Consider the following 26,383-nt stretch of genomic DNA (forward strand, 5'->3'; position numbering starts at 1 on the left):
TCAAATCGCTGCTATCACAAGCTTTGTGACTACTAATTTATAATCATCAGTTAGTAATTAAGGTAATCGAACCTGAGTTTAAGTTTTTATTAAGAGCCTTAATTATTTTTATCAATTGATTTGACACTTGCAGAATTAGATTGCCAAATGTGACAAGGAACGCTTTCCATTGTGACGTCTACAAAGCGGTTACCTAATTCAATGCCGTCTTTTTGAACAAATTCAAGCGAAGAGGTCGTATAGTGGAACTGCTTGGCGGTTATAAAATGAGCCCACCTAGATTTTGTAATATGACCTGTTATGAGAAGGCAGAGGGTCCAAAAGGTAATGAGCCAATTTCGTCGTTCAATAATTAGCAAGGAGAGTTCTGGATTCAATAATGATTGATAGCGTTGTTGACGGGAACCTTCAGGTAAGAAATTGAAGCAGGTTGAAATGAAGGTATTAGCGTAAAGCGAATGACGCTGCTTCTCCTGCACCATTAATGAATATGGTTGTTGATTGTAGAGAATTGATCCCGCATTACGCATGAATGATAGGGGGCCCATTTTTCGTTGACCTTTTTTCAAACCATTCCGGTGACTGAGGAGCGCCGCATCGAATCCTAATCCCCAAGTATTAATGAAGTAACCATCTTCATCTTTAATACTTTCATGGTAATGACCAATATTGATGGTCGTGGGTTCACTTGCAACCAGAATTTGCTGAAATGCATCCACTGGTTGAGCCTGAATGCCCAGTGCTTTTGCAAATTGGTTTTGCCAACCAGCTGGGATAATGGCAATGGGAATTTGATTAACATTTTTTGGATGCTCACGATTGTATAAACCATTAATGACTTCATCAACGGTGCCGTCGCCACCGACTGCTATAATCACCATATCTTGGTTTGATTGATTAGCAAATTGGCTAGCAATCTCGGTAGCGTGACCAGGATAACGAGTGAAATCACTATGGTATTCAATATTGTTAGTATCGAGATAATTTTTTAAATGGGACCAGGTTGCCTGAGCCTGTCCGCTACGGGCATGCGGATTAATGATGAATGAATACTGCATTGCTTGTCTTCCCTTCAAAAATGAAAAACCGGGGCGAGTAAAAGTCCCGGTTATCCAGAAAAAGATCTTACTAGAATTTGGTGATCTTAAAATCGGCGTTTTGCTTTTCATATTCTAGCGATTTTTCATCTAATAATTCGATATATTCAATATTGTATTCAGTATTATTTTCAACTAGTTGCCGAGCTTCCGCCTCAGATGCCGCTTCTAAATATAGGGAACGAGTGTTTTCCCGACGTGGAGTAGTCTTTTGGCTAGGCTGGAAATAAACTTTGAAAGTCATAAATGTATAAGTCTCCTTTAAGTTATTTGAATAACGTTTAAATACCAATTTATTTTAGCACAAAATCTAAGAGCTGTCGTCCGAGTGTGGTATCCTGATAATAAATAATTAATTGAGGGAGAATTTGGATGTCTTTAATATGGATCATTATTATTGCTGTGATCATTGTTGGCGTACTTTATGAAGTTGTTCATCGCTTTTTGATTCGGCGAGCGACCCTGATTGTTCGCCAGCGAGCACAGAAGATTACTGATGCGGTGGTATTTAAGGTGTTGGACGAAGAAGTTGGTTTGGATTATTGTGATCAGTCATCTAAATTAGTTTCGGATATTTGGGGGAAAGGGGTCTTTTCCTTTGAGTATAACGTTAATTTGTCATCAGAAAAACAACTGAGAGAAAAAATAATTTCGCGTGACGGATTGGAACAACGAATAAATGAGGTTGCTCACGAACGTGCAGTTGAATATTATTCGCAAGCTCAACAGGCTTTTAAAATTACGGATTGGTGGCAAGGAAAAAAACAGTTTCATATGGATGTAACTTATTTAATAAATGAAGCATCTTATGAATATGTTCATGACTTGCGTAAATTGCAGGAATCATAAAAAGGGATTGGCGGATGCCAATCCCTTTTAGCCAAATAACACTGTATCTTTTGGCGCTTCAAATGGATGTTCTTTGTTAATATGATCATAGAAAAGAACCCCATGGAGGTGATCGATTTCATGTTGACAAACGATCGCTGGATAGTGCTTTAAACGGATTTGATGTGTTTCACCATCCACGTCTTGATATTTCAACGTAATTCGATCATGACGGGGCACGTAACCTGGAATGTCTTTATCCACGGAAAGGCATCCTTCGCCTTCGGTTAGTACACCATATTGTACAGATTCACTAATGATGACTGGATTAATGATGACATCCTTAAATTGTGGTTTACCGCCTTCCTCATCTGCCGGAACAAGGACTGAAGCCATTTGCTTTGAGACCCCAACTTGTGGCGCGGCTAAACCAACACCAGCACGGAGTCCGTATTTTTTACATAATTCAGGATCTTGACTAACTTCAAGATATTCCATTAGCTGATGGGCAAATTCGCGTTCATCGTCGGTTAAGGGAAAGGAAACTTTAGCGGCACGTTGGCGAAGCACAGGGTCACCATCACGCACAATATCTTTCATTAAAAACAATTCTTTTACCTCCAAACTTCTTTAATATATAAGTCTATCACAAAATATTTCATGGTTGCATTAAAACTAAGGCGTCATTTCAAAAGAAGAATGGTAAAATAATAAAAAATAGAGGTGGATAATATGGCAAATGGTAATTATTCGTATCCAATTGACCCAAGTTGGACAACTACTGAGTTAGAGACGGTGATTGGTTTATTAAATAATGTCGAGGCTGCCTATGAAAGCGGAGTGGCGCGTTCAACCCTTTTAAAATCATACCGTGAATTTAAAAAAATCGTGCCAGCCAAATCAGAGGAAAAGCAGCTGGGACGAAATTTTTATGCGGTAAGTGGTTATCAATTGTATGATGTAATCAAAGCTGCACAAAATAGCAAGCAAAATATTATTAAGCTAGCACGGGGGTAGGATGATGCTATCAGAAATTGACCAACGAGTTCAAAATTTAATGTGGGATATCCAAAAGCGTACTCTGCAGCGAATGAAAGAATCCTATGATGTTGATCTGAAAACAAGCTATAAAGATTTGGTGACAACTGTTGACAAGGAAAATGAACAGTATTTAAATCAACAATTACGAAAAATTGATCCGTCAGCCCAGATTATTAGTGAAGAGGGTTATGGGGACCGAGTTAAATCACTGAATGGTCATGTTTTTATCGTCGATCCGATTGATGGAACAATGAATTTCGTTATGCAACATCGTAATTTTGCCATTATGGTGGCATTATATGTTGACGGCAAGCCAACCTATGGATACATTATGGATGTTATGAATGGTGAATTGTATCATGGCGGTAATGGTACGGGAGTATTTGTTAACGATCGGCAAATTAATGCTCCAGCTAATAATAATCTTCATGATAGCTTAATGGTTGTCAATGCTGGATTGACTATTGATGGTGGTCATAATGTTCGTGAAGTTGAACGTCAAGCACGGGGGTTACGAATGTATGGAAGTGCCGGTATTGAGATGATTTACGTGGTAACTGGACGAATTGGCGGTTATCTTTCATACTTAAAGCCGTGGGATTTAGCAGCTGGAATGGTTCTAGCAAAAGAACTAGGATTAGTTGTGAAAGGAATTGACGAGCAGAGCGTCGATGTGCTATCATCTAACCTTGTATTGGTAGCGACAAAGCAGGTTACAGACGATGTTTTGGAACTTGTGAATTAGCCGTTGATACTGTGACGAAGGTCACAGTTTTTTTATGAAATCATATTAAATTACTAAGTTTCGAAAGGAAGATTAAGCATGAAATCACGTGATGATATTCGTAATATTGCGATCATTGCACACGTTGACCACGGTAAGACCACTTTGCTAAATGAAATGCTGAAGCAGTCTGATACTTTACCAGAACACTTTGATATTCAAGATCGGGCAATGGATACTAACGCCATTGAACGTGAACGGGGAATTACGATTCTTTCAAAGAATACCGCAGTTAAGTATGGTAAATATCAATTTAACATCTTGGATACTCCAGGTCACGCCGACTTCGGTGGTGAAGTTGAACGGGTTATGAAGATGGTTGACGGAGTTCTTTTGGTCGTTGATGCCTTTGAAGGGACAATGCCCCAAACGCGGTTTGTTTTAAAGAAGGCTTTGGAACAACACTTGACACCAATTGTTGTTATTAACAAAGTTGACCGAAAGGGTGCTCGTCCAGAAGAAGTTGTTGATGAAGTTCTGGACCTCTTTATTGAATTAGGGGCAGATGAAGACCAACTTGATTTCCCTGTTATTTACACTTCTGCAATGAATGGAACATCAAGTTACGGCTCCGATGTTTCTACTCAAGAACACACTATGAAGCCATTATTTGACACCATTGTCAAGACAATCCCTGCTCCAGTTGACAATTCAGATGAACCACTTCAATTCCAAGTTGCGATTCTCGATTACAATGACTTTGTCGGTAGGATTGGGATCGGTCGGGTTTTCCGTGGTAAGATCAAGATCGGTGATAATGTTACACTGATGAAGCTTGATGGTTCTAAAAAGAATTTCCGGGTTACTAAATTATTTGGGTTCTTCGGTTTGAAACGTGAAGAAATTCAAGAAGCTGAAGCTGGAGACTTGATTGCCGTTTCAGGGATGGAAGACATCAACGTTGGTGAAACGGTCACTGATCCTAACCATCCGGAAGCAATTACTCCATTACGAATTGATCCACCGACATTGCGGATGACTTTCCGGACCAATGATTCACCATTTGCGGGGCGTGAAGGTAAATTTGTGACTGCACGTCAATTGGAAGACCGCTTGAAGCGTGAAATGCAGACCGATGTTTCGTTGAAGGTTGAAAACACGGATGATCCTGGTGCGTGGACAGTATCTGGTCGTGGTGAATTGCACCTCTCAATTCTGATTGAAACTTTACGTCGGGAAGGCTACGAATTATCAGTATCTCGTCCAGAAGTTATCTATCGTGAAATTGATGGTGTAATGTGTGAACCATTTGAAGAAGTTATTGTTGATACACCTGATGAATACACCGGATCAATTATTGATAGCTTAAACAAGCGTAAGGGTGAAATGAAGAACATGGAACCTGATAATAATGGTCAAACTCGTTTGACTTACCTCGTTCCTTCGCGGGGGTTAATTGGTTACTCAACTGAATTCATGTCAATTACGCGTGGATACGGAATCATGAGTCATACTTTTGAAAAGTACGCTCCGGTAATTAAGAATTGGAACCCTGGTCGACAAAAGGGAACCCTGGTTTCCATGAATGCTGGTAAGGCAACCACTTATGCAATGATGGGAATTGAAAGCCGTGGGACTTTGTTAATTGATCCAGGTACGGAAGTATACGAAGGAATGATTGTTGGTGAGAACAGCCGTGAAAACGATATTACTGTTAACATCACAAAGGGTAAGAACTTAACGAACGTGCGGGCCGCTGGTTCTGATGAAATGGCACGGATTAAGACGCCAACTCACTTTACTTTGGAAGAATCACTGGAATTCTTAAATGAAGATGAGTACTGTGAAGTCACTCCAGAAAATATTCGTTTACGGAAGCAAATTTTGAATACGAATGCACGTGAAAAGGCTGCTAAGCGTCGTAAAGCGGCATCACGAAAGTAAACTATTTTAATGAGGCTGGGATTTACTCAGCCTCATTTATTTTAGACACCAACTTTGCAGAAATAAGTGGTGTATAATATTTTTTGTTAATTTCTTTGTGAGTGAGGACTACAATGCAAAAAGTGTTAAGAAAAATCAAACAACTCGATCCCTGGATTGCTTTTCCCTATTTAGGGTTATGTATTATTGGTATTATTATGGTGTACTCGGCGAGTGCTGGTATTGAGATGCAAAACGGGGGGTCACCAACTGGGTACTTAATTCGTCAGGCCATTTTTGTAGTCATGGGGATTACGATTGCTATGGTTGTAGCAATGATGCGGTTGGCAATTCTCCGCCACCCGCGGTTATTAATGATTTTTTTTGCTGTGCTCTTAGTAATGTTGTTGTATGTAAAAATATTTGGGGCAGCTGTGAACGGGGCTCAAGGATGGATTAACCTTGGTTTCTTCAGTATTCAACCAGCAGAAATTGCCAAATTGTTTTTGATTATGTATTTAGCAAACCAGTTTGCACACTATAATGAGCAGGTTGGTGTTTACAATATTTGGAGTACACGCTACCCATTAATTATTACGGCGTTGCTCTTAATTTTAATTTTAATTCAACCAGATTTTGGTGGTTTTGCGATCAACAGTGCCATTGTGATTGTAATGTTCCTTGGTAGTGAAATTAATTGGCGCAAAGGGGTTCAACTCTTGCTAGCGTTTTTGGCCGCCATTGTGATTGGCTTACCACTTTTTGCTCGTTTTATTGTTAATCACTTTCATGGTTACCAAGTAAACCGTTTTGTTGCCTATATTAATCCATTTGGTAATAATAGCGGGGTTGGTAATCAACTAGTCAACTCCTACTATGCAATTTCAAATGGTGGATTAACTGGTGTTGGCTTGGGAAATAGTATTCAGAAGATGGGGTACCTTCCAGAACCTAATACTGACTTTATTTTGGCAATCATTAGTGAAGAAATGGGTTGGCTGATGGTTGCAGTAATTTTAATTTTAATGATGATTATCGTTTGTCGAACGATTCAATTGGGTGTGCGGGTTAACTCGTTATATCAGGCACTACTGTGTTATGGGGTTGCCACTTTTATTGCTGTGGAAACCTTCTTCAATGTTGGTGGCGTTTCGGGTCTGTTACCGATTACTGGAGTGACGTTACCATTTATTTCTTATGGTGGCTCGAGTATGTTAGTGTTGAGTGCGGCAATTGGTTTAGTTCTCAATGTAAGTCGGTTGTATCGTCAACATAAGTAGGGAGTAAAAGATGGAAACGAAAAACTTATTCAAGATTACAGATCGTCAGGGATTAGTTATCTATATTAATAATGGACACGTTCTCCGTCGCCTTCGTCGTTATGGTCATATCATGTATTATTCTAGACGATTACATTATGTAATTTTATATGTTGACCAATCCAAGATTGAAGAAGTGAAGGAGAAAATTTTAGCGCTCCACAATGTGACAAGAGCGGAACGTTCAGAGTGGCCAAATATTGATCCAACTGTTTTTCGTTTGACAAATGCCAGCGTGTACAAAAAGAACGATGAGGATGATTAGGAATGCGCGTAGTTTCAGGTAAATTTCGTGGTCGCCGGCTCAATGCAGTTCCAGGGATGGCGACCCGACCAACGACTGATAAGGTTAAAGAATCGTTGTTTAATATTATCGGGCCATATTTTGATGGTGGCCAAAGCTTAGATTTATATGGTGGCAGTGGTGGACTCAGTATTGAAGCCGTTTCAAGGGGTGTTGAGCATGCGTTCATTGTTGATCGCCAATATGCGGCGATTAAAACAATTAAGCAGAATGTTGGGTTCACACATTGCGAACAACAATTTACTGTATTAAAACAGGATGCACATAAGGCACTCCATATATTTGCCGAACAAGAGAAGCAGTTTGATCTCGTTTTTTTAGATCCACCATATGCGAAGCAGCAGATCGTTAAGGATATTCAAATGATGGTTGACCAGAAGCTATTGAAGCCGGATGCCCTTGTAGTATGCGAAACAAATCAGGAGGCTGATTTACCCATTGATTTGACTGGGTTCCAGCTCTTTCGTCAACATGAATATGGAATTACAGTTTTGACAATTTACCAATATCAGGGGGAACATGAATAATGAAAGTTGCAGTTTTTCCAGGAAGTTTTGACCCATTAACCCTTGGTCATCTTGACCTGATCAAGCGGGGAAGCGCGTTATTTGACCAGTTGGCGGTTGCAGTGATGGCTAATGAAAGCAAGCACCCATTATTTACACTTGATGAACGGCTAAAACAGGTTAAAGAAGCGGTTGCGGGCCTAGATAATGTCTCAGTGATTACAAGTCAAGGCCTGACGGTTGATTTAATGAATAAGATTGGTGCTGACTATTTGATGCGCGGATTGCGTAATTCGAAAGACTTTGAATATGAGCGGGATATAGCAACAATTAACCAGTTTTTGGATGATCAGGTTGAACCAGTCTTTTTCCTAGCTGATCCTAAGTATCAACACCTTTCAAGTAGTTTACTTAAAGAGGTCACAATGGCGGGAGGCGATATTTCAGCCTATCTTCCCGCAAACATTAATGCTGCTCTTGAGAAGCGACTCGATGAGCGACAAATGAGACAGGTGAAGAAACATAATGAAAAAAGAAGATAAACGAATATTACGTCGAGTTTTTGCGGCGGTTGCTGTGGTGCTGTTCTTGGGCTGGTTTGTTTTTTGGCCGCTAAATAAATATATTGAAAGTCCTGGTAGTGCTGACAATTTAAAATCGTATGTCACAATTCCAGGACATCCAGATAAACGGAAGGGAAGTTTTATGATTACTTCCGTTTACTTACAACAGGCGCGGCCGGTAACATATTTGTGGGCTAAATTAACCCCTAACACAACGATTGAGAATGCCCAAGATGTCACTGGCGGACAAAGTGGCAAAACATTTGACCGGGTTCAAGATTTTTATATGAAAAGTGCGGTTAATCAAGCCATTGCGGTCGCTTTTAAAGCGGATCATCGTCCCGTCAAAACTGATTATTTAGGAATTTATGTTCTTCAAGTGCAAAAGAATTCTAAATTTAAGGGAAAAATTAAAGTTGGAGATACGATTACCAAAGTTAATGGTCATCATTTTGACACGGCCCACGGTTATCAAAAGTACATTGGTAGACAAAAGCTGGGAAGCTCATTAACGGTAACTTATTTGCATAATAACAAGCAACTAACAGCGACGGCACCATTGGTAAAGATTACTAACTCTCGTGTCGGAATTGGCATTATCTTAACTGATAATACAAAGGTCCATACAAAGCCAAAGGTAAGTGTTGACCCAGGACGGCTTGGTGGCCCATCTGGTGGATTAATGTTTGCTTTACAGATCTATCAGCAAATTAGTGGACGTGACTTACGACATGGTCAGAAGATAGCAGGTACCGGGACAATTAATCGTGACGGTACGGTTGGTGAAATTGGTGGAATTGATAAAAAGGTCGTGGCTGCTCACCGCGCTGGGGCAAAAGTTTTCTTTGCTCCTTATGTTAAGCCTTCCAAGCTTTTACTGAAGTATGAAGAGGGACACCAAACGAATTATCAAATGGCCAAAGCAACAGCCAAAAAGTATGCTCCGGGGATGAAAGTTATTCCAGTAACGAGCTTTGAAGATGCTGTCAATTATTTGGAAAATCATACTAAGTGATGGATTCATAATTCATCACTTTTTTTAATGGAAAAAACGTTTTTTTTCGTCTCTATATTGTAGGGGGTGATTAAAATAGAAAAAATAAAAGAATTTTGTTGGTTGCATTGGCGACTATTAATCGTTGGTGGATTAGTAGCAACTGTAGTCTTGCTACTGTTAACGCATTCTGCTGGCTTCACGAAACAGCCAACCGATCGATTGCCAGTTCAACCAGAGTTGGCAAAGAAAAAGGCGGTGGCTAGTACCCAAGCGGAAAAGGGCGGCAAGGTGTGTATTGACATTAAAGGCGCTGTTAACCGTCCAGGTGTTTATCATTTGTTGAAAGGATCACGAGTGGAAGAGGCGATTGCTGCAGCTGGTGGTAGTACAAGCCAGGCTGATTTAAATCAGGTCAATTTAGCTAAGGAATTATTAGACCAACAGGTAATTCAAATTCCACGGTTGGGTGAACAAGTGCTTCCGTTGGGTGACACACTAGGGAATGCTAATAATTCATCTTCATCCACAAAAGTTAATTTAAATACTGCCACTAAGGAAGAACTAACTAAAATTGATGGGGTTGGAGATAAAAAAGCAGATAAGATTTTAGAATATCGAAATCAACATGGTAGCTTTAAAACACCTGATGATTTAAAGAATATTACTGGATTTGGTGAGAAGACCGTTGCAAAATTAAAAGATCAATTAGCAGTCTAATCTGATGGATAATCAAGAATTTGGTATACTTAACAACAAAAAAGGGGGATGGAGAATGAAAAAACGAATTGATTGGGACCAATACTTCATGGTTCAAGCTGGTCTTGTTGCGTCACGAGGAACTTGTCGCCGGCTGTCGGTAGGGGCAATTTTGGTGCGCGATAAGCGAATTATTGGAAGTGGTTATAATGGGGCCGTAGCAGGTGATGATCATTGTATTGATGTTGGTTGTTACATGCGAGATGGTCACTGCGTCCGTACCATTCATGCAGAAATGAATGCATTATTACAATGTGCCAAGTTTGGGACCCCAACAGATGGGGCTGTTTTATATGTTACAGATTTTCCTTGTTTGCAATGTACAAAAAGTCTTCTCCAAGCTGGCATTAAGCAAATTAATTATTTACGTAATTATCATAATGATGAATACGCAATGAAACTCATCCGTCTTAAAAATGTTAAATTACACCAAATTAGGTTAGATTCAAATATTCTTGAGGAAGTTAATCTGGATCAGTATATTTATCCGGATGACCGAGACTAATCAGAAATTCTATTTTCTATGCAGCGATTGCTGGAAGCTTATTCAGTGCAATCTTATTGACACAATTGATGTGGTGCAACGTACTACTATTAATTTTATTCTTAGGAATTTTGTATCGTCGTGCTTGGCAAACGTTCTGTCTAACGGTAATTATTTTGCTGATGGTTGGTGGAAATTGTGCTCGAATAATGAAGATTGCTAATCATCAAAGGGTGCAAACAGCGTTTGAAACTGAACGGACCATTAGGATTTTGCCAGATCAAATAAGAATTAATGGTAATCGAATGCGGGGAGTTACCAGAGCAGATGATGGTCAGCAATATATTGTAACGGTGACATTTTCATCTCGTCATCAACTAAATTGGTTAAAATCTGCCAGAACTCCTATTCAATTAAAAGTTCGCGGCACTGTTGAACCACTCAAACCAGCGACAAATGAAAATCAATTTGATCTACAACGTTTTTGCTACTCGCAGGCAGTCGTGAGAAGTTTACGAGGAGATTGTGTGAGCATTAAAGATCTCCCAATGAGGAACATAGACTATTTACATTACTGGCGATGTCGTTTGTTACATTATTTCAGGTCATTTTCCCAGCCGTTAGGGTTGTTTTGCAATCGTCTGTTACTGGGAATTAATGATGAAGAATTTGGTGAAACGCTCCGTCAAGTTAAAGTGCTGGGGATTATTCATTTGTTTTGTTTATCGGGACTGCATGTTACCGTTTTATGCAATTTAATTCGGCGCTTTTTGGATGCGTTAAATATCCCCAAAGAATGGATAACGGGTTGCCAGATAATAATTCTGCCAATTTATTGGGTTATTGGTGGTAGTTCAATTAGTTTAACGCGGGCCGTGTTAATGATGGAATTGGGGTTGTTTGCCCAACTAATTCCTAGACTACGCCATTTAGACAGTTGGTCACTCAGTTTGATAATTCAGCTCGTAATTACTCCCGGAATATTATTGAATTTGGGAGGACGATTAAGCTATTTACTATCATTTACACTTCAACGGATTAAGTGGCAGAGCAAACTGCATCAAACCATTGGGATGACCATTGTTAGCTTACCAGTTATTTTAAATGCAACTTATCAAGTTCATTTGCTGACAATTGTGATTAATTGGTTGATGATTCCATTATTTTCCTTGGTTATTACTCCATTGGTGTTGATCTGCGCCTTAATGGGTAAGGTGTGTCCTCTCGTAGTTTTAATGGGGAATGGGGGATTGCTATATTTTCAGCGTGTTATTCAATGGCTGGCCAATCTGCCTGGAACCTTGGTATTTGGTAAATTGAATACTGCACTGACATTTTGGTTAATAATTTCAAGTATTCTTGCAATTGCGGGTGTCAAGCGACGGAAGTTGTTAAGATGGATTATTATCCTGACGTATGCCAGCACCTTTATTTGGTATCATTACCCTTTAACTGGTGAAGTTACTTTTTTTGATATTGGGCAAGGTGACTCAATTTTAATTCGTGAACCGTTTAATCGGCGGATTATGATGATTGATACTGGAGGTCGACCACAGTTTAAAGTTCCCCACTGGAAACAAGCTCGCTATCAAGATGACGATGCCCAACGGATTAGTGTTAATTATTTGAAAAGTAAGGGCATCCATCATTTGGACCTACTTTTCTTAAGTCATCGTGATGCTGACCATATTGGCAATGTCGCGACAATTTGTCGGGAATTAACGGTCAAAAAAATTGTGGTACCAGCCGGAATGGAAAAGTTACCGAAACTAACAAATCAAATTCCAGCTAATATTAAAATTCTGCCCATGACTAATCAGTTTAGATTAGTTAATACAAAACTCCAAATTCTCCATCCATTCGGAGTGGGGGAAGGGAAAAATGAAGATTCATTAGTCTTATATGGACGATTTGGCGGCCGAACATTTATTTTTAGTGGTGATTTAGGTAAAGCAGGCGAACGTCAAATTGTTAAAGAGTATCCCAAAATAAAAGCAGATATTGTTAAACTTGGTCACCATGGAAGTAAAACTTCTAGTGATGAACACTATTTGCGGCAATTGAATCCACAGTTAGCGATTATTTCTGCGGGACGACAAAACCGCTATGGGCATCCTAATCAGGAAACAATTACGACGTTGAACCAACTGCAAATTCCGTTTTGGTCTACGCAAGATTATGGAATGATAAAATATAGTTATTATCATCAAAAAGGAAAATTTAAAACGACACTAAAAGGAGATGAATTCGCTTGGATGCATTGACTCTTAAAAAACAACTAAAAACTGCTGCTGCAGCTCCTGTGTATCTTGTATTAGGTACGCAATCTGTAATGATGGCAGAGACTAGAAAAGCGTTCTTAAATTTAGTTCCCAAGGAAGAACGTGTGATGAATGTAGGCTCTTATGATTTAGAAGAAGAATCGCTTTCCACAGCTTTGGATGACGCAATGTCAGCGCCTTTTTTTGGTAAAAGACGATTAGTTTTTTTGAACAAACCAGCTTTTTTAACCACTGGTGGAGAAAAGGGAAAGATGAAACAAAACCCTGAATTATTAAAAAACTATTTAACTCATCCCCAATTGTCGACAATCTTGGTCATCATGGCACCATATGAGAAACTTGATGGACGCAAAGGGATTGTTAAAGAATTAAAGAAGGAAGCAGTCACCGTTGAAGTTCAGCTGCTAAACGAACAATCAGCACGCAAAAATATTCAGTCACAGGTTTCAGCTGCTGGTTTTCAGTTCATGCAGGGGGCTTTAGACGAATTGGTAAAAAGAACTAATGCCGATTACAGTTTGATGGTTGCTAATTTGAAAAAGTTAATGATCCTTAACTACCAGGATCAAGAGATTACAGTGGCATCGGTTAAGAAGTTAGTTCCACAGTCATTAGATAGCAATGTTTTTGATTTGGTAACGACGGTTTTAAATCACCAGCAAACGCAGTCGCTGGATTTATACCGTCAATTGCTAGATAGTGAACAACAACCACTGCAAATAAATGCAGTTTTGGTTAGTCAATTCCGGTTGTTATTACAGTTAAAGATTTTAAGCGCCCGTGGGCTTAGCCAAGGAACTTTAGCCAAGCGGTTAAACGTTCACCCGTATCGCGTCAAATTAGGGTTACAAATGGTTCGAAAATTTTCATTAACGGATTTAATGAATGCATATCTAGGGCTGATTCGTTGTGAGCGAGCGTTAAAGACGACGAGCCGTTCACCAGAATTATTATTCCAGTTATTCATGCTTCAGTATTCTCAGCAGGTAAGAAAATAATAAAAGAACCGGGTAAGATATATCTTACCCGGTTCTTTTATTTGATCGTTATGAGATTAATTATTTAGCATAACGTGCAGAAAGACGTGACTTATCACGAGCTGCCTTGTTTGCCTTGATTAATCCTTTAGCGTGAGCGTGGTCAATAGCTGAAATAGCATCCTTGTAAAGCTTGTCAAGGTCACCTTCACCAGCTAACTTAGCCTTATCAAACTTCTTGATTGCAGTCCGCATTGCGCTCATTTGTGAAGCGTTACGAGCAGCAGCCTTTTCATTTACACGTACACGTTCAATGGCTGACTTGATAATTGGCATGAATTTCACCTCCGTCCACCTTTAGGTATTAGTTGACCTGAATTTTCAACATTTGTCATTATACAGAATCATCCGGTGCATTGCAACTTTCTTCAGGAAAAGCTCCAATAAATTCATCAGGTCACCTTGCGTTTAGATCAAATTTCAGTTATATTGACTAAGGCGAGTTCGCCAAACCCTTTCTCAGTTTAACGATCCTCACCGACGTTTTACTTAGAGACGGGCAATTTATCTATGAAAGGTGGGAAAATAGCAATGGCTATTTCAAAAGAAAAGAAGGACGCACTCATTAAGCAATACGCAACTCATGAAGGGGACACTGGTTCTACTCAAGTGCAAGTTGCTGTTTTGACTGCAGAAATTAACGAATTAAACGCACACTTGAAGGAACACAAGCATGATTACAGTTCCCAACGTGGGTTAATGAAGAAAATTGGTCACCGTCGTAATTTGCTTGGCTACTTACGGCGGACTGATTTACCAGCTTACCGTGAATTAATCAAGAGCTTAGGACTTCGTCGTTAATTTATTTTCCAGAACGGACATTAATGTTCGTTCTTTTTTTATTTATTGCGTTATTTTTCACCTTTGCGATAAATTATGTTATCATTAAATTTAATAGATTAAGAGTTGAATATTTAGCGGTTAACATCCGGTTAACTGCCATGAAAATTGAATATTCTAAATATGAAAATGAAGGAGTTTAAATTGAGTAAGATTAATGTAATTCCATTTGGTGGCGTTCGCGAAAATGGAAAAAATATGTATGCAGTAGAAATTAACGAGCAGATCTTTATTCTAGATTGCGGTTTAAAATATCCAGAGAATGAATTAATGGGGATTGATTTTGTAATTCCTGATTGGTCATATCTGTTGGATCATAAGGATCAAATTGCTGGTGTCTTCTTGACACAAGGGCATGCTGACTCAATTGGAGCACTACCATACTTTTTGATGGATTTCCGCGTACCGGTTTTTGGCAGTGAGTTAACAATTGAACTTGCCAAGTTGGCGGTTAAAAATAACAAGCAAGTTAAAAAATTTAATGATTTCCATGTGGTCGATCCTGACACAGAAATTGATTTTGATGGGGTCGTTGTTACATTTTTCAGTACTACGCATACCATCCCTCAAACGTTAGGAATTGTTTTACATACTGACGAAGGAAACATTGTTTACACAGGAGACTTTAAATTTGACCAAACTGCTCGTGGTGATTACCGGACAGATCTTTCTCAACTAGCTAAAATTGGTGATGAGGGAGTACTACTTCTAATGAGCGATTCAGCAGGTGCTGGTATTACTGGTGCAAGTACGAAGGAAAAAGACATTGCTGAATATATTCGCGATACCTTTGATAATTATACAGGCCGGATTGTTGTGGGAAGTGTGGCTTCAAATATTATGCGGGTTCAGCAAATCTTGGACGCCGCCGAAAAAACTGGTAGGAAAGTTGTTCTTTCTGGAAGTGACATTGAACAAATTATTGATACGGCGATGAAACTTGGCGAAATTAAAGTACCAGATAATACTTTAATTTCAATGGATGAAGCTACTAATCTAGAACCCAACGAAATTGTGATTCTTGTAACTGGGCGGATGGGTGAACCACTCAAAGCACTGAATGACATTGCTAATGGTGATGATCCTGATGTCCAACTTGGTGAGAATGATCTTGCATTTATCACGACAACCCCGTCTTATGCAATGGAAACGATGGAACAAAAGGTTACGGATGCGTTATATCGCGCTGGTGCAGATGTTAAATTTATTTCACAAGACCTCAATCCATCAGGACACGCTAACCAAAATGACGAACAATTAATGCTTAATTTCATGCGTCCTAAGTACTTAATGCCAATCCAAGGTGAATACCGTTTGCTGGACCAACATGCACTTCTGGCTGAGAAAGTGGGAATTCCACGTGAAAATGTATTTATTGTCAATAAAGGGGATGTGTTATCCCTGAAGGATGGCGAATTTTATCTCGGCGATCACGTTGAAGTTGGGAATACTATGATTGATGGGACCGGTATCGGTGATATTGGTAATATTGTCTTACGTGATCGGCGAATTCTATCTGAAGATGGAATTTTTGTCGTTGTAGCAACCATTGATCGGAAAAATAAAAAAATTGTAACTCGGCCGCAAATTACGTCTCGTGGATTTGTGTTTGTGAAGACTAACCGTGAACTAATGAAGCAGAGTGCGGATTTAGTAGAGAAGGTTATTCAAGAAGATCTCGATCAAAAGGAATTTGATTGGAGTCATTTAAAGCAAAATGTTCGAGATAAACTTAACCGATTCTTATTTAATCAGACTAAACGTCATCCAGTGATTTTACCGGTTATTATGGAGATTAATCAACATCCAAAAAAGAAGAACCATTCAAAGAAGAAGGATGAAAATTCAGAAAAGACCAATTCAAAGCAACGGTCTGGTCGTGGTCGGGGACGCAAAAATAATCGTCAAATAAACTAAGCCAAGAAACGTTATTTTGACTAAAATATGGTCAGCACAGCATCCAATGGGTTTCAGTGTTCGGTAAGTCGAACTCTGGGACCCTATTTGTACTTATTGGGGTCGTATTTCACAGACTTCTGTCACGCGCTATTTTGAGGAATAAAATATGGAACATGATAATAAAAAGATAATTCTGGAAGCTGAACGGTTGTTTAGAGAACAAAAAGACGATGAAGTGATTGAAAGGTTAGCGCCAATCTGTCAGGAAAAGGTACCATGGAAAGTCAATTTGCTGTATGTTAAAGCTTTGTATCGGAAAGGGCAAGCTGTTCGTGCTTATCAAGAAGCATTACCGTATGAAGAGGAATATTTAATAAAGAAATTTACTTTTTGGGAGCAGCTACTATTAGCTAATCAGTTATTTATTCCGGCGAGAATTGCACTTAATATAAAGGGTGCAAAGGAACCATTTTTGACTCAAATCGAGGACGCAGAAAAAATTTTTGAAGCACAGCAAGCTGAAACACTCGAAAAACGTTTTAAGAATTTTTATCATTTGGGTGATCAGCCGGATTGGAAACAACAAGAAATTATCCGTGATGCTGATCACTTACCACTAAATAAGTATGTCCAGGGAGCCAAATTCATATTAAGAGATCCCTTTGTTGGGATAGTTATTCGCAATACCCTTTTAAAGACACTAGCGGCTATTCGATATTCACAATCAGTCACTTACATTGGTGTCGATGGGGGAGAGCATGTTACTGTGCCTGCGAAAATCGAAACAAGTAGCTACCAGAAAATAATTAACGAAGTCGATCAGTTAATTTCCGATTGCTTTAAAGATAATCCGATTGATCAGCGAAACTATTTACAACAGTTTCATTTACAAGCATTCTGTTTATACCCGATGACCGAAGAAGTAATAACTGATCCAACAGCTTGGGTGGCTGTGCTAATTGGTAATGACGATCATGAAAGTCAAACAGCCTTGAAAAAGGCAATTAGGTGGCAAAAGGCAATCCAAAAAAGTTTGATTAATCTCCATTAATTTAGAAAAAAAGCGGTAAAGACGTTTACAAATTAAAAATGAGCTGATATTATGATTAAGAATTCTTCTAGGGCGTAATTTAATGCTTTAAATAAAATCCTAGAAGTAGTACAATTGTAGCAAGGGTGTGTCGGGCTTATTCCGGCATGATACTTGTATATTATTTCAGGAGGGTTTCATTAATGGCAGAAAAAGAACATTATGAACGTACTAAACCCCATGTTAACATTGGTACTATTGGCCACGTTGACCATGGGAAGACTACTTTAACGGCCGCTATCACTAAGGTATTGGCTGAAAAGGGTCTGGCTAAGCAAGAAAAGTTTGAAGATATTGATGCTGCGCCAGAAGAAAAGGAACGTGGTATCACTATCAACACAGCCCACGTTGAATACGAAACTGAAAAGCGTCACTACGCTCACATCGATGCGCCAGGACACGCTGACTACGTTAAGAACATGATCACTGGGGCTGCACAAATGGATGGTGCGATCTTGGTTGTTGCTGCGGATGATGGTCCTATGCCACAAACTCGTGAACACATTCTTCTTGCACGTCAAGTTGGTGTTGAATACATTGTTGTATTCCTTAACAAGTGTGACCTTGTTGATGATGACGAATTAATCGACTTGGTTGAAATGGAAGTTCGTGACCTGTTGTCTGAATATGACTTCCCTGGTGATGATATTCCTGTTGTTCGTGGTTCTGCTTTGAAGGCTCTTCAAGGTGACCCTGAACAAGAAAAGGTTATCCTTCACTTGATGGATGTTATTGATGATTACATTCCAACTCCAAAGCGTCCTACTGACAAGCCATTCATGATGCCTGTTGAAGACGTCTTCACTATTACTGGTCGTGGTACTGTTGCTTCTGGTCGTATTGACCGTGGTACTGTTAAGATCGGTGACGAAGTTGAAATCGTTGGTCTTAAAGACGATGTTCTTAAGTCAACTGTTACTGGTGTTGAAATGTTCCACAAGACTCTTGATCTTGGTGAAGCTGGGGACAACGTTGGTGTACTTCTTCGTGGTATTTCACACGACCAAGTTGAACGTGGTCAAGTATTGGCTGCTCCTGGTTCAATTCAAACTCACAAGAAGTTCAAGGGTGAGGTTTATGTTATGACCAAGGAAGAAGGGGGCCGTCACACGCCATTCTTCTCTGATTACCAACCACAATTCTACTTCCACACTACTGATGTTACTGGTAAGATTGAATTACCAGATGGTGTAGAAATGGTTATGCCTGGTGATAACGTAACATTCACTGTTGAATTACAAAAGCCAGTTGCCCTTGAAAAGGGTCTTAAGTTCACTATCCGTGAAGGTGGACACACTGTTGGTGCCGGTGTGGTATCAGAAGTGCTTGACTAATTCAAGACAATTTCAAAAAGGATCTAGCAAAACTAGATCCTTTTTTTGCTTTTAAACGAGGGTATAATGGCAGAATTTGAAATTTCCCCGATTCGTGAAGGTCGTCCTGTGAAGATTATAGATGATAAAGAACGGGCTTGTTATGATCTACTAGACAAATTAAAAATCAAGTATCAACGGGTTGACTATAATTTCTATCCCACAACTGAAGTGGGTAAAGAGCTAATAACAGAAACACTGGGCACATTAGATATTAAAAATTTAGTTTTTAATGACAAACATCATCGTCACTATTATTTGGTTGTGATGCTAAAAAAACAGCGATTTGATCAAAAGGCCTTTCGCAATGCTTTTCACTTAGGAAAAATCACGATGAGCAGTGCTGATGATTTGAAAAATGTTTTGAATAGCCATCCTGGAGCGATTAGTATTACCGAGCTGATGTATGATCAAGCAGGACAGGTAGGAGTTTATTTTCAAAGTGATGTTTTAGCTACAAAGTACTTTCGCTTTCATCCAAATGAAAATCATGCAACCCTCCGAATAAGTACCGAAGATCTAGTTCATAAATTAATGCCCGGTTTGCATCATGAGATTCACCGCTGGGAGTTTTCGGGTTGTGGTTGAAATTACTGGTCTTCTACGGTAAAATTAGAAAGTATGATATTTGCTAACCATTGGGATTAGCTTTAATTAAGATGTTATTGGAGGAAATGAAATGTCAGCAAAATGGGAACGCGATAGCGAAGCCAGCAAAGGGACATTAACGTTCGATATTGATGTAGAAACCATTCAAAAGGGAATTGATGATGCTTTTAAGAAGACACAAAAGCGGATTACTGTTCCTGGATTCCGGAAGGGCCATGTACCTCGGGCAATCTTCAACCAAATGTACGGCGAAGAATCATTATATCAAGATGCTTTGAATGATGTTTTGCCAGATGCATATGAAGCAGCAATTAAGGAAACTGAAATCGAACCAGTTGATCAACCAGAAATCAGCATTGAAAGTATGGAAAAGGGTGAACCTTGGACAATTAAGGCCGAAGTTGCCGTTAAGCCAGAAGTAAAGCTTGGTGATTACAAGGGTATGTCAGTACCAAAACAAGATACTGAAGTATCTGATGCCGATGTTGATGCTGAATTGGAAAATAAACGTCAACAACAAGCTGAATTAGTACTTAAGGAAGATGAACCAGCTGCAAATGGTGACACAGTCGTTATTGACTATGTTGGAACTGTTGATGGTGAAAAGTTTGATGGCGGGTCTGCTGATAACTATTCACTAGAACTTGGTTCAGGTTCCTTTATTCTTGGCTTTGAAGATCAATTAGTTGGTCACAAGGCTGATGAAGATGTTGATGTTAAAGTTACCTTCCCTGAAGATTACCATGCTAAGAACTTAGCAGGTAAAGAAGCAGTCTTCAACGTTAAGATTCAAGAAGTAAAGGAAAAGCAACTTCCTGAACTTGATGATGAATTTGCTAAGGATGTCGATGAAGATGTAGACACTCTTGATGCATTAAAGGATAAGACGAAGAAGCAACTTCAAGAACAAAAGGAAGAAGCTGCTAAGTCAGCGATTGAAGATGCTGCAATTGAAGCAGCAGTTAAAAACGCTGAGATTGAAGACATTCCTCAAGCAATGCTTGATCAAGATACTGACCGTCAAGTTCAACAATACCTTGCCGGAATGCAACAACAAGGGATTAACCCACAAATGTACTTCCAAATCACTGGTACTTCTCAAGATGATTTGAAGAAGCAATTTGCAAATGATGCTGATAAGCGGGTTAAGACAAACTTGGTCCTTGAAGCAATTGTTAAGGACGCTGACTTGAAAGCTTCTGACGATGACATCAAGAAAGAAATCAGCGATTTGGCTAAGCAATTTGGTATGGAAGAAGATGCCGTAGAAAAAAGCTTAACTAAAGACATGTTAGCTCATGATATTGAAATTAAGAAGGCAGTAGACTTAGTTGCCGATTTTGCTAAGCAAGATTTACCAGCTAAGGATGAAGAAAAGTAATTATTCATCACTGCAATCTGATTAAAGAAGGGAGTTGTAACAGTAATTATTGTTACACCCCTTTTTTATGTATTAAGTAGGATAAATTTGGAGGTTAGCGAATGTTCGAAGATACGACAGAACAAAATATCCATTGTTCATTTTGCGGTAAATCTCAGGATGAAGTGAAGAAGATTGTAGCTGGACCTGGTGTATACATTTGTAATGAATGTGTGGAGCTATGTTCTGAGATTATTAAACAGGAGTTAGCAGAAGACAAGGTTAATAATGGTACGTTTAAGGTACCAACTCCTGCGGAAATCATGAAGCAACTGGATGATTATGTTATTGGACAGGGGGAAGCTAAGAAGACCTTGTCCGTTGCAGTATATAATCACTATAAACGGGTTAATGCCATGGTAACTGGTGACAACAATGATACAGAGCTGCAAAAGTCCAACATTGCAGTGATTGGACCGACTGGGTCTGGGAAGACTTACTTGGCACAATCATTAGCACGGATTTTAAATGTACCGTTTGCGATTGCTGATGCTACTACCCTGACAGAAGCTGGATATGTTGGTGAAGACGTTGAAAACATCATTTTAAAGTTACTCCAGGCTGCAGATTATGACGTTGAGCGTGCTGAAAAGGGAATTATTTATATTGATGAAATTGATAAGATTGCGAAGAAGAGTGAAAATGTTTCCATTACCCGAGACGTTTCTGGTGAAGGGGTTCAGCAAGCGTTACTGAAAATTCTTGAGGGGACGATTGCTAACGTTCCACCGCAGGGTGGTCGTAAACATCCACAACAAGAATTTATTCAAGTTGATACTAAGAATATTCTATTTATCGTGGGTGGAGCCTTCGATGGGATTGAGTCGATTGTTAAAGAACGACTTGGTGACAAGACCATTGGGTTTGGTACGGATTCCAAAGAAGCTGATCAAGTCAACGAAAAGAATATTTTGCAACATGTCATTCCTGAAGATCTACTTAAATTTGGGCTAATCCCAGAATTTATTGGTCGATTGCCAGTAATGACAGCTCTTGAGAAGTTGGATGAAGATGATTTGGTTCGGATTTTAACGGAGCCAAAGAATGCTTTAGTAAAACAATATCAAGAATTAATACGACTAGATGGCAGTAAGTTACGCTTTACAGATGGCGCACTACGAGAAATGGCTAAGTTAGCAATTGCCCGTAATACAGGAGCTCGTGGCCTGCGTTCCATTATTGAAGGGGTAATGCGAGATGTTATGTTTGACTTACCTAGTCGCCAAGACGTCAGCGAAGTAGTCATCGATAAAAACTGTGTTGAGCACCATACTGAGCCACGGTATGTTTTAAAAGATGATCAAGCATCATAGAAAAGGTGAGGTTTCAGAATGAATGTAAATCATGTTGACTTAACCATCAGCGCGGTACATCCTGACCAATATCCAAGTACCGATTATCCAGAAATTGCATTGGTTGGTCGGTCTAATGTTGGTAAATCATCATTAACTAATGCTTTGATTAATCGAAAAAACTTTGCGCATACTTCAAGTCAGCCTGGCAAAACCCAAACCTTAAATTTTTATAATGTCGAGGATAAACTGTATTTTGTTGATGTTCCAGGATATGGTTATGCTAAGGTTTCTAAAAAGCAGCGTGAAGAATTTGGTCAAATGATTGAAAATTACTTAACGCAACGGAGTCAGCTGCGCGGAGTGATTATGTTAGTTGATGGCCGGCATGCGCCAACAGCTGATGATGTGCAAATGTACCAATGGTTGGCTTATTATGAGCTTCCAATTTTAGTAGTCGCAACTAAAATTGACAAAGTCAAGCCAAGCCAATTTACGAGGGTTCAAAAGTTGGTTAAAGATAAACTTGAGTTTCAAGAGAAACAGCCACTCGTTCTTTTTTCGGCAATGTCGAAACGTGGCAAGGAAGATGTTTGGCGTTGGATTGAAGAACAAACGGGGGTAAGTTGATGGAATTTAATGAATATCAAGAGGCAGCAAAACGGACTCTATATGGTAATGAGCAGGTTTTAACTAATTGTGCACTGGGACTCGCTGGTGAAACCGGTCAGGTAGTGGACTTAGTTAAGAACTATACATTTAAAGGTAAATCACTAAATCGTGATGAATTGATTCATGAAATGGGGGATGTGCTCTGGTACTTATCACAAGTGGCAGAATGGGCAGATATTCCCTTTGATGAAGTTGCTAAAACGAATATCGAAACCCTAAATAAGCGGTATCCCCACGGTTTTATAATTGAAAACTAAAGTTTCTGTTTGAAGCAAGCAATAAAGTGGTATAATGTTTAAGGTAAGTTAAATTTAAAGGAGTAAAAATTATGGTTAGCAACAATAATCGTGAATTAATTCAGAATCGAATGTCACAACGGTATACTAAATGGGCACTGCGCCGGTTGACTGTTGGCGTTGCCTCAGTCACCATTACTACCGGATTTTTCTTTATGGCAGGGGGGGGTCTGACCACCCCGGTCACAGTTCATGCGGCAACTAATATTGATGAACAAGTCGCAGCTTCAGCTGATCATCAATCGACAACTAAGGAACTTGGTAAGAATGCAGATTTAAGTATCTTACCTGATAATATTAATTGGACATCCCCTCGGCATGATAAGCCGTTAAACGGGGGCAATGAAAATGACTTCAATAAAGGGGAAGATCAAAAACCAGGCGCCATTATTTATGATCCAATTCAACAACAAGGTGGCGATGGTTATAATGTCAAATTACCAACCAACAATGACCAGTTTGGGTACACAATTGATGGTAAGGTAGGAATTAGTAAGACTGGCGAAGCCATTAATGATGGAACTGGTACTTCTGGGATTATTAACCCCGACAATAAAGATAATATTATCTGGTTAGGTAAGTATGGTGAACCAACCAGCGGGAATCTTAGTGATTATCTTGATATCATTGGTAATAAAAATGAGCTACCTAAGGGGACCAAATATGAGTATGTAGGTGGGTGGTTTAAGCCCCAGGGTAATGATAAATATCCATTCTTACATGTTCCTGCCCAAAAAGGAGAAGCGGGAGCTAAGTATTTTCACCCATTCAGTGGGCAAACATTCAGAGTGTACCGAGTCATTGATAAAATTACTTATCCTAATGGCAAAACTTTTTATATCCCTATTCGGATAGCTTTTGGTTCGGCTTGGAATTTAGGGATTCACAAAGATATTGCTGTAAAATCTGGTGAAAAATTGGAGATTACTCCAACTTGGGTAAGTAACGGGAATGTTAATGGACAAGATCAATTAAAGATGGTTATTTACGATGCGGATGACCCACAAAACCAGAGCTTATATAACGCCTATGCTACGCCCAATCCATTAGCAACCTTTACGACGGAAAGTAATACTGGTAAGCAAACGTTTAAATTTGTTGTCCCAAAAGGGGTTGCAAAGTTAAGAGTGTCATTTTTGCCAGCTAACACTACTGTAAACCACACTGGATTAACTAATAACAATGATATCCTGGTTTCTGGATTTACGGGGGTTGCAATTCATCAAGTTACTGATGCCGATAGACAAAATCCAGTTGGCAAACCAATTAATACAGAAGTTGGCAAAACGCCGGATCCTTCCAAGGGAATCAGTAATTTTCCTGATTTACCTGATGTGACCAAGTATTCTTGGAAAGAAGTACCAAGTATTACCGAGTCAGCGGTTAACGCGCCAACAAAGGCTACTAATACGCTGGCTGAAAATAATAACGTAACAAAACAAACTCTACCCCAAACAGGGAACATAAATGAACAGGGTACTGTTCTGTTAGGTGTAATTTCTGCCTTGCTAGCTCTATTTGGATTGGCAAAACGAAGAAAAATAAATCTTTAACGAGTGAATTGTTACAGGAAAGTCATGAATTACCATTTCGGTAGTTTGTGGCTTTTTGTGGCTATTCGTCAAGAAGTAGGCTCTATGATATTCAGTACTGATAGATGTTTTTTCATCTGTCGGTACTGTTTTTGTAGGCTCTGTGTCAAATTCTGTTGATGCAAGCTAATAGAACAGTATCAAGTTTTTAAACTTGGTACTGCTTTTTTGTTCTCATCATTCGTAGATTAATTCTTGCTAGTAAGTGATTGAAGTTGCTCAGACCGAAGGCCGTGCGTTGAATTTGCTTAATCATACGGTTAGTACCTTCTAGTGGACCATTAGACTGCTCATTTTCTGCTGCGTTTAACACAATTTCGAGGTGTTTGCGTAAGGTTTTAATGACCGTAGCCATTGGCTTACTAAGTTGATCATAATGGTAACTAAAGAGGGTTTCAGCTAAGCGATCCTTATTTCGCTGCGCTAAGTAATTCATAACATCATGCATAACGACGTAGTCGTTATTTAGTTTTAAATCTAATGCCAGTCCTAAGCCAATTCGCTCTCCAGCTGTTACTTTTTGATGAATATGTCGATCATAATATTCTTTTGCATCAGAAAGCTGCTGGTCATTTTTAAGATATAAACGCCAAGAAAACTTGAGGAGCTTATACTCATGTGATTGATACTTGTAATGTTTCATCAACTGACTGCGGTATTGATTGAAGGCGCGGGTCATCATAGCAATGATATGAAACTGATCGATGACGATTTTGGCATTGGGAAAGAGTTGGGAAACGATATCTTGATAATAACTGTTTAGATCCATCGTAATAGTTTCCACATTTTCCCGAGCGGATCGATCAACGCCTTCAAAATACCTAATAATTGATGATTTGAAGCGATTCGGTAAGATTTTAATAATTCGATGTGTATTACCGCCATCAATGCAGATAAAGTGCAGTTGATGATGAACCCCACGAAACTCATCAAAGGCTAAATGTTTCGGCAAACGGTCCGGAAAAACTGGATATAGTTCGCGATGATCATCCATTAATCGACCAACGGTCGATGGCGAAACGTTATTGTCAATTGCCACACATTTTTGCGTTCGATCATCTTGTAAGTTCATCATGATTTTAGCTTTTGTGCGATTAGAAATATTGCAGTATTTATCCACTAACGACGTTTTAGCCATGATGGTGTGGCCACAGTTCTTACACTTTAAACGTTGTTTGGCTAGTCTAATGAAAAGTGGATGACTAGCATTATCACTGGTATAAGTGATCGTGGAAGTATAATGACCGTTATGCACTAAATCTTCAAAACCACATAAGGGACAACGTCGTTGATAAATTATTAAATGCGCCTGGACGAGGCGAACCTTAGTGTGGTGAATAAAAGCATAAAAAATATCGTCCATTTTAATGTTTGGGTCTTTAATTTCTAACAAAGAACGAATAGAATTATTAGATAGGGTCATATTGATATCCTTTCTT

28 protein-coding genes are annotated in these 26,383 nt (G+C 39.2%); 23 read left to right on the forward strand and 5 right to left on the reverse strand.

Going from position 1 to position 26,383, the window contains the following annotated elements; genetic code table 11:
* Nucleotides 1-98: 98 nt before the first annotated feature.
* Together HMPREF0501_RS00285 and HMPREF0501_RS00290 are read right to left on the reverse strand one after the other, a co-directional pair.
* Nucleotides 99-1,058 carry a diacylglycerol/lipid kinase family protein gene (locus HMPREF0501_RS00285; protein WP_006915773.1) on the reverse strand — a complete coding sequence of 320 codons (960 nt, stop codon included), beginning with the start codon at nucleotides 1,056-1,058 and terminating at the stop codon, nucleotides 99-101.
* A 70-nt stretch (nucleotides 1,059-1,128) separates the two neighbouring features.
* A complete protein-coding gene (locus tag HMPREF0501_RS00290; protein ID WP_006915774.1) occupies nucleotides 1,129-1,341 on the reverse strand; it encodes a DNA-directed RNA polymerase subunit epsilon in 213 nt (70 codons plus the stop codon).
* 128 nt (nucleotides 1,342-1,469) lie between these two features.
* On the opposite strand from HMPREF0501_RS00290, the gene HMPREF0501_RS00295 reads away from it, so the two are divergent.
* Nucleotides 1,470-1,946, forward strand: a complete 477-nt coding sequence (locus tag HMPREF0501_RS00295; RefSeq protein ID WP_006915775.1) for a hypothetical protein — start codon at nucleotides 1,470-1,472, stop codon at nucleotides 1,944-1,946.
* A 27-nt stretch (nucleotides 1,947-1,973) separates the two neighbouring features.
* On the opposite strand, the gene def is transcribed toward HMPREF0501_RS00295, so the two are convergent.
* Nucleotides 1,974-2,534: a peptide deformylase gene (gene def, locus HMPREF0501_RS00300; protein WP_006915776.1), complete on the reverse strand. Its 561-nt coding sequence runs from the start codon at nucleotides 2,532-2,534 to the stop codon at nucleotides 1,974-1,976.
* A gap of 123 nt (nucleotides 2,535-2,657) precedes the next feature.
* Between def and HMPREF0501_RS00305 the strand changes: the two genes are divergently transcribed.
* The 12 genes from HMPREF0501_RS00305 (at nucleotide 2,658) to holA (ending at nucleotide 13,822) form a co-directional block, all read left to right on the forward strand.
* Entirely contained in the window at nucleotides 2,658-2,942 is a 285-nt protein-coding gene (locus tag HMPREF0501_RS00305; protein ID WP_040455491.1) for a UPF0223 family protein, read from the forward strand.
* Between the two features lie 4 nt (nucleotides 2,943-2,946).
* On the forward strand, nucleotides 2,947-3,711 hold the full coding sequence (locus tag HMPREF0501_RS00310) for an inositol monophosphatase family protein (RefSeq protein ID WP_040455706.1): 765 nt from the start codon (nucleotides 2,947-2,949) through the stop codon (nucleotides 3,709-3,711).
* Nucleotides 3,712-3,789: 78 nt separating this feature from the next.
* Entirely contained in the window at nucleotides 3,790-5,634 is a 1,845-nt protein-coding gene (gene typA, locus HMPREF0501_RS00315; protein ID WP_006915779.1) for a translational GTPase TypA, read from the forward strand.
* A gap of 113 nt (nucleotides 5,635-5,747) precedes the next feature.
* Nucleotides 5,748-6,893: an FtsW/RodA/SpoVE family cell cycle protein gene (locus HMPREF0501_RS00320; protein ID WP_040455493.1), complete on the forward strand. Its 1,146-nt coding sequence runs from the start codon at nucleotides 5,748-5,750 to the stop codon at nucleotides 6,891-6,893.
* Between the two features lie 10 nt (nucleotides 6,894-6,903).
* Nucleotides 6,904-7,197 (forward strand): YlbG family protein, encoded by a 294-nt coding sequence (locus tag HMPREF0501_RS00325; RefSeq protein ID WP_006915781.1) that lies wholly within the window; start codon nucleotides 6,904-6,906, stop codon nucleotides 7,195-7,197.
* A 2-nt stretch (nucleotides 7,198-7,199) separates the two neighbouring features.
* On the forward strand, nucleotides 7,200-7,763 hold the full coding sequence (gene rsmD, locus HMPREF0501_RS00330) for a 16S rRNA (guanine(966)-N(2))-methyltransferase RsmD (protein ID WP_006915782.1): 564 nt from the start codon (nucleotides 7,200-7,202) through the stop codon (nucleotides 7,761-7,763).
* Nucleotides 7,763-8,284, forward strand: a complete 522-nt coding sequence (coaD, locus tag HMPREF0501_RS00335; protein ID WP_006915783.1) for a pantetheine-phosphate adenylyltransferase — start codon at nucleotides 7,763-7,765, stop codon at nucleotides 8,282-8,284. Before rsmD ends, coaD begins: the two co-directional genes overlap by 1 nt.
* Nucleotides 8,268-9,320, forward strand: coding sequence for a SepM family pheromone-processing serine protease (locus HMPREF0501_RS00340; RefSeq protein WP_006915784.1), 1,053 nt, complete (start codon nucleotides 8,268-8,270; stop codon nucleotides 9,318-9,320). The genes coaD and HMPREF0501_RS00340 overlap by 17 nt, the downstream gene beginning before the upstream one ends.
* 66 nt (nucleotides 9,321-9,386) lie before the next feature.
* Nucleotides 9,387-10,019 carry a helix-hairpin-helix domain-containing protein gene (locus tag HMPREF0501_RS00345; protein WP_006915785.1) on the forward strand — a complete coding sequence of 211 codons (633 nt, stop codon included), beginning with the start codon at nucleotides 9,387-9,389 and terminating at the stop codon, nucleotides 10,017-10,019.
* A 55-nt stretch (nucleotides 10,020-10,074) separates the two neighbouring features.
* Nucleotides 10,075-10,563 carry a ComE operon protein 2 gene (locus tag HMPREF0501_RS00350; protein ID WP_006915786.1) on the forward strand — a complete coding sequence of 163 codons (489 nt, stop codon included), beginning with the start codon at nucleotides 10,075-10,077 and terminating at the stop codon, nucleotides 10,561-10,563.
* Between the two features lie 68 nt (nucleotides 10,564-10,631).
* On the forward strand, nucleotides 10,632-12,806 hold the full coding sequence (locus HMPREF0501_RS00355) for a DNA internalization-related competence protein ComEC/Rec2 (RefSeq protein ID WP_006915787.1): 2,175 nt from the start codon (nucleotides 10,632-10,634) through the stop codon (nucleotides 12,804-12,806).
* Nucleotides 12,794-13,822 carry a DNA polymerase III subunit delta gene (gene holA / locus HMPREF0501_RS00360; RefSeq protein WP_006915788.1) on the forward strand — a complete coding sequence of 343 codons (1,029 nt, stop codon included), beginning with the start codon at nucleotides 12,794-12,796 and terminating at the stop codon, nucleotides 13,820-13,822. Before HMPREF0501_RS00355 ends, holA begins: the two co-directional genes overlap by 13 nt.
* A gap of 60 nt (nucleotides 13,823-13,882) precedes the next feature.
* On the opposite strand, the gene rpsT is transcribed toward holA, so the two are convergent.
* Nucleotides 13,883-14,137 (reverse strand): 30S ribosomal protein S20, encoded by a 255-nt coding sequence (gene rpsT / locus HMPREF0501_RS00365; protein WP_006915789.1) that lies wholly within the window; start codon nucleotides 14,135-14,137, stop codon nucleotides 13,883-13,885.
* A gap of 255 nt (nucleotides 14,138-14,392) precedes the next feature.
* On the opposite strand from rpsT, the gene rpsO reads away from it, so the two are divergent.
* The 10 genes from rpsO (at nucleotide 14,393) to HMPREF0501_RS08985 (ending at nucleotide 24,905) form a co-directional block, all read left to right on the forward strand.
* A complete protein-coding gene (gene rpsO, locus HMPREF0501_RS00370) occupies nucleotides 14,393-14,662 on the forward strand; it encodes a 30S ribosomal protein S15 (RefSeq protein ID WP_006915790.1) in 270 nt (89 codons plus the stop codon).
* A gap of 183 nt (nucleotides 14,663-14,845) precedes the next feature.
* Complete coding sequence (locus HMPREF0501_RS00375) at nucleotides 14,846-16,618, forward strand: ribonuclease J (RefSeq protein ID WP_040455497.1); 1,773 nt, start codon at nucleotides 14,846-14,848, stop codon at nucleotides 16,616-16,618.
* A gap of 148 nt (nucleotides 16,619-16,766) precedes the next feature.
* On the forward strand, nucleotides 16,767-17,651 hold the full coding sequence (locus tag HMPREF0501_RS00380; RefSeq protein ID WP_006915793.1) for a hypothetical protein: 885 nt from the start codon (nucleotides 16,767-16,769) through the stop codon (nucleotides 17,649-17,651).
* A gap of 182 nt (nucleotides 17,652-17,833) precedes the next feature.
* Nucleotides 17,834-19,024 carry an elongation factor Tu gene (gene tuf / locus HMPREF0501_RS00385; protein ID WP_006915794.1) on the forward strand — a complete coding sequence of 397 codons (1,191 nt, stop codon included), beginning with the start codon at nucleotides 17,834-17,836 and terminating at the stop codon, nucleotides 19,022-19,024.
* Between the two features lie 66 nt (nucleotides 19,025-19,090).
* Nucleotides 19,091-19,651 (forward strand): YbaK/EbsC family protein, encoded by a 561-nt coding sequence (locus HMPREF0501_RS00390; RefSeq protein WP_006915795.1) that lies wholly within the window; start codon nucleotides 19,091-19,093, stop codon nucleotides 19,649-19,651.
* Nucleotides 19,652-19,742: 91 nt separating this feature from the next.
* On the forward strand, nucleotides 19,743-21,053 hold the full coding sequence (gene tig, locus HMPREF0501_RS00395) for a trigger factor (protein ID WP_006915796.1): 1,311 nt from the start codon (nucleotides 19,743-19,745) through the stop codon (nucleotides 21,051-21,053).
* Nucleotides 21,054-21,154: 101 nt separating this feature from the next.
* A complete protein-coding gene (gene clpX / locus HMPREF0501_RS00400; RefSeq protein ID WP_006915797.1) occupies nucleotides 21,155-22,405 on the forward strand; it encodes an ATP-dependent Clp protease ATP-binding subunit ClpX in 1,251 nt (416 codons plus the stop codon).
* Between the two features lie 18 nt (nucleotides 22,406-22,423).
* Nucleotides 22,424-23,014, forward strand: a complete 591-nt coding sequence (yihA, locus tag HMPREF0501_RS00405; protein ID WP_006915798.1) for a ribosome biogenesis GTP-binding protein YihA/YsxC — start codon at nucleotides 22,424-22,426, stop codon at nucleotides 23,012-23,014.
* Nucleotides 23,014-23,313, forward strand: coding sequence for a nucleoside triphosphate pyrophosphohydrolase family protein (locus HMPREF0501_RS00410; RefSeq protein WP_006915799.1), 300 nt, complete (start codon nucleotides 23,014-23,016; stop codon nucleotides 23,311-23,313). The genes yihA and HMPREF0501_RS00410 overlap by 1 nt, the downstream gene beginning before the upstream one ends.
* A gap of 71 nt (nucleotides 23,314-23,384) precedes the next feature.
* Nucleotides 23,385-24,905 carry a YSIRK signal domain/LPXTG anchor domain surface protein gene (locus HMPREF0501_RS08985; RefSeq protein WP_006915800.1) on the forward strand — a complete coding sequence of 507 codons (1,521 nt, stop codon included), beginning with the start codon at nucleotides 23,385-23,387 and terminating at the stop codon, nucleotides 24,903-24,905.
* Between the two features lie 187 nt (nucleotides 24,906-25,092).
* Here the strand turns inward: HMPREF0501_RS08985 and HMPREF0501_RS00420 are convergent, their stop codons facing one another.
* On the reverse strand, nucleotides 25,093-26,367 hold the full coding sequence (locus tag HMPREF0501_RS00420) for an ISL3 family transposase (RefSeq protein ID WP_006915801.1): 1,275 nt from the start codon (nucleotides 26,365-26,367) through the stop codon (nucleotides 25,093-25,095).
* Nucleotides 26,368-26,383: the final 16 nt, after the last annotated feature.

It is taken from the genome of Limosilactobacillus coleohominis 101-4-CHN (assembly GCF_000161935.1).
Taxonomy (GTDB): domain Bacteria; phylum Bacillota; class Bacilli; order Lactobacillales; family Lactobacillaceae; genus Limosilactobacillus; species Limosilactobacillus coleohominis_A.